A 2,217-nucleotide genomic window follows, 5' to 3' on the forward strand; every position below is an offset into this window, starting at 1 on the left:
AGGCCTACAAGCGCTACGCCGGGGAGGCAAGCGCATGAGCGGCAGAAAATCAATCTGGCGCGATGCTGCGCGCACGCCTCGCATCGCCTCAGTGGATGCGCGGGCATTCTTCCCGCTCGTCTTCGCGCTGTTTCACATGCGTACGTGGACGTTCGGCGTTGCCTTCGCAGTCATTGTGATGTTCCGCCTCATGGAGACGCGGGGCTATACGCTGCCTGTGTTCCTGAGGGCGGTACGGCACTGGCTGCGCGGCAAGAGCGTGCCTTCTCGCGGGTGGTGGGTACACCGCCGCTTCTTTGATTGAGGGATCCCAGAGCAATGGAAAAGAAGAACCTGGTGTCAGCGCTGATCGTGAGCAGTCTGCTTTGCGGCGGCGAGGCCATGGCCGGCTTTATCAACGAATCTGCGCCCGCAGCGCAGGCACCCGCTGCGCCTTCGCAGGCGCCAGTGCTGGAGGATAAGCCGGTGGAGGCCAAGCAGCTCCAAGCTGGTCCCCGCGACGGAAAGCAACTTTCCGATGCGAGTCGCGCCATCGCTGGTCGTCTTGTCGAAATCGGCTCGCGGCCAGCCGATATCAAAGAGGCGCGTGGCAAGGGCTCCGCCATGGCGCTCGGCGATGTAGTTCCGGCTGTCCTGCCCACCGCGTTTCATGCTGATTACGCGGACGTGAACCGGACAGTGCCTGTTAGCTGGGCTGGCGGAAAGCCCTGGCCGGTTGTCATGGGAGAGGTGGTTTCGCAACTGCCTGGCGTGGTCGCCACGATTGACTGGACTAACTCGACTATCACCTTCGGCATGCGGAAGGTGCGTGACGCAAGCGGCGAGGGGGCTGGCGTTCCAAGCGCACAGGCGGTGGCGGCGCGTTGGGAAGTGCGCGCAAGCGACCTCACGCTCAGGCAGTCGCTGATGCGCTGGGCCAGGGACGCCGGGTGGCAAGTCTCATGGGAAGTGAAATACGACTTCCCGGTGCAGCTCGAGGCTGCATTCGGCGGAACGTTTGAAAACGCTGTTGAGCAGTTCACCGCATCGCTGCGGACAAGCGAATTCCCGCTGCTGGGCTGCATGTACGAAGGCAATCGAGTGGTCCGGGTCCTCCACTACGGCGACAAGAAGGAATGCGAAAAGTGAACATCAACCATACCGCGCGCAAGCTCTTTGCTGCTTCCCCGCTCTTTCTCGCGGCTTGCGGAACATTGCAGCAGAGCGTCGACGGCCAATACTTGGCAAACCGGGATGCCGTTACCGACTACAGCAACAAGGTCCTGACTCAGTCGGCGACCAGCAACGTGCCGTTGGTGCAGAAAAGCAGTGGGGCCTGGCTCGGCGGCAAGGCGCTGCCTCTGCAGGCCGACCTGACGCTGCCGGAGGTATTTCGCAAGCGCTACGCGTTCAAGTTTCCGGGCAAGGTGGGGATTGAGACCGTCGCGCAGCGAGTGACGCAGGTGACTGGGATTCCCGTCCGCGTAAAGCCAGACGTCCTACTGCCGTCAACGGCATTTGTGACCGGGGGTAGTGCCATCACGCAGGCTGCACGCCAAGCAGCGCCGACGACGACCGCAAGCAGCGGTACTATCCTGCCACCGCTCCCCGCGCCTCAAACGATGGGTACGCAATCATCGTTGCTGGCGACAGGCCTGTCGGCAAACGGGGCATTCAACGCGGGCCTTGCAGAGTATGAGATGAACTACGAGGGCACCGTCAGTGGCTTCCTGGATCTTCTTTCCGCTCGCGCTGGGATCTCCTGGGAGTATCGCGAGGGCGTGATTTCGCTGCATCGCCTGGTGACGAAGATCTTCACCCTCAAAGCGATCCCGGGTGATTCGACATTCAAGTCGTCCATCGGCAAGCAAGGCCAGACGCAAGCTGGCGCTGTGGGGTCGACAAACTCCCAGTCGAGCGCCGGCTACAACTCGCAGACCAACATCGAGATGAACTCAAAGTTCAGCCTTTGGGAGTCGGTTGAGGACGCGATCAAGTCGGTGATCTCCCCCGCAGGCAAGTACGCGATCTCGCAGGCCTCGGGCACCATCACGGTCACGGATACGCGAGATGTTGTCGACCAGGTGGCGAAGATTGTCGATCACGAGAATGCCGCCAACACGCGCCAGATTGCAATGCGCGTGGAAGTCCTGTCGGTCAAGCTGAACAACGGCCAGGAATTCGGTGTCGACTGGGATCTGGTGTTCAATCAAGTGTCCAATCTGGTGCCGTGGTCCT

At 61.4% G+C, this 2,217-nt stretch carries 3 protein-coding genes; all 3 read left to right on the plus strand.

All coding sequences use genetic code 11. From position 1 onward, the window contains the following. Positions 1–304: IcmT/TraK family protein (icmT, locus tag E1J61_RS36830; protein ID WP_207951318.1), on the plus strand; the 304-nt coding region annotated here is incomplete at its 5' end. Between the two features lie 14 nt (positions 305–318). Continuing rightward, positions 319–1,128 (plus strand): toxin co-regulated pilus biosynthesis Q family protein, encoded by an 810-nt coding sequence (locus E1J61_RS36835; protein WP_133098653.1) that lies wholly within the window; start codon positions 319–321, stop codon positions 1,126–1,128. Continuing rightward, the coding region (locus E1J61_RS36840; RefSeq protein WP_207951319.1) for a pilus (MSHA type) biogenesis protein MshL at positions 1,125–2,217 on the plus strand (1,093 nt) is incomplete at its 3' end. The genes E1J61_RS36835 and E1J61_RS36840, both read left to right, overlap by 4 nt.

This window comes from Cupriavidus sp. L7L, from assembly GCF_004353535.1.
GTDB classification, from domain to species: Bacteria; Pseudomonadota; Gammaproteobacteria; order Burkholderiales; family Burkholderiaceae; genus Cupriavidus; species Cupriavidus oxalaticus_A.

Coding starts and splice junctions, on each gene's coding strand:
- E1J61_RS36835 (WP_133098653.1), top strand. CDS start 319: ATGGAAAAGAAGAACCTGGTGTCAGCGCTGATCGTGAGCAGTCTGCTT.